The organism is Vibrio sp. 704, from assembly GCF_033339295.1.
The window spans coordinates 1-1081 of sequence record NZ_JAWOUH010000112.1; the positions used below are offsets into that span (position 1 = coordinate 1).

Here is a 1081-nt window from a genome sequence, read left to right on the forward strand (position 1 = left end):
AAAACTTACATTTTGGTCTTCATCGGTTCGATTGCTCTGCTCCTTTTACTTTTGTGGGGCTCACCCACCAGCGCAAAAACCTTATCAGCGACCGTCATCAGCAACACTTTGACTCAGTCTTTAGACGGGCAACGACGTTACCTGACGATAGACGCTCCTGATATCGAACAACAACGCGTCGCCGTTCCGATAACAACTGACTGTGCGATCGGTTCGACAGCCACATTTAGGCAAGCGACAAGCTCAACTTTTGAACCATCACTTTCATTCGTCAGCTGTAACTAGAATAGTGGTCACTCCCACGACAAGAAGGATTTAGCAATGCAAGCATTGATCAGTGCAAAAGAACTCCATGCCCTACTTGACCAACAAAATGTAAAGCTTTTAGACGCAAGCATTAGCTTTCAAATTCCTTCGGAAAGCAAAAAAATCACCGATAAATGGATTCCAAACACTTACCGTTTTGATTACGACAATGATTTTTGTCTGCCTGATACCTCTTTGCCGCACATGATGCCAACCGAAGCAGGATTTAATGTAAGCGCACAAAAGCTTGGGCTAAATAACGAGGACTTGATCATCGTTTATGACAACTCTGGTACGCTTGCTTCACCACGCGCATGGTGGATGCTCCAAGCGATGGGACACGAGAACGTCAAAGTACTTAATGGTGGACTTCCAGCTTGGATAGCAGCGGGGTTGCCCGTCGTAGATTCGCTAGCAAAACCTGAACAATTAGGAAATTTTTCGGGAAAATTAAATAAAAATGCATTTTTGGACGCAAATGCAGTATTAGAGTACTCAAACAATTGCAGTGCGCATATTGTTGATGCTCGCTCACGAGCGCGCTTTTTTGGTGAAGTGCCTGAGCCAAGAGAAGGATTGCGCAGTGGCCATATTCCAAACTCGTTGTGCCTGCCTTTTCAAGAACTGCTGGATAACGGTTACATCAAACCGAACTCAGAATTGAAACAAGCATTTAGCGAACTGTCGCTATATAATGACAATTCAATCATTTTCAGCTGTGGCTCAGGTGTGACTGCCTGTATTTTATTGTTGGCAACTCATCAACTAGGCTTAC

General features: G+C 44.3%; 2 protein-coding genes. Both read left to right on the forward strand.

What is annotated here, in order from left to right; translation table 11 throughout:
* Positions 1-285, forward strand: a 285-nt coding sequence (locus R7R24_RS24810; protein WP_318119749.1) for a hypothetical protein, incomplete at its 5' end; no start/stop codon positions are given.
* 36 nt (positions 286-321) lie between these two features.
* Positions 322-1081 (forward strand): sulfurtransferase (locus R7R24_RS24815; RefSeq protein WP_318119750.1); only part of this gene is annotated, 760 nt, incomplete at its 3' end.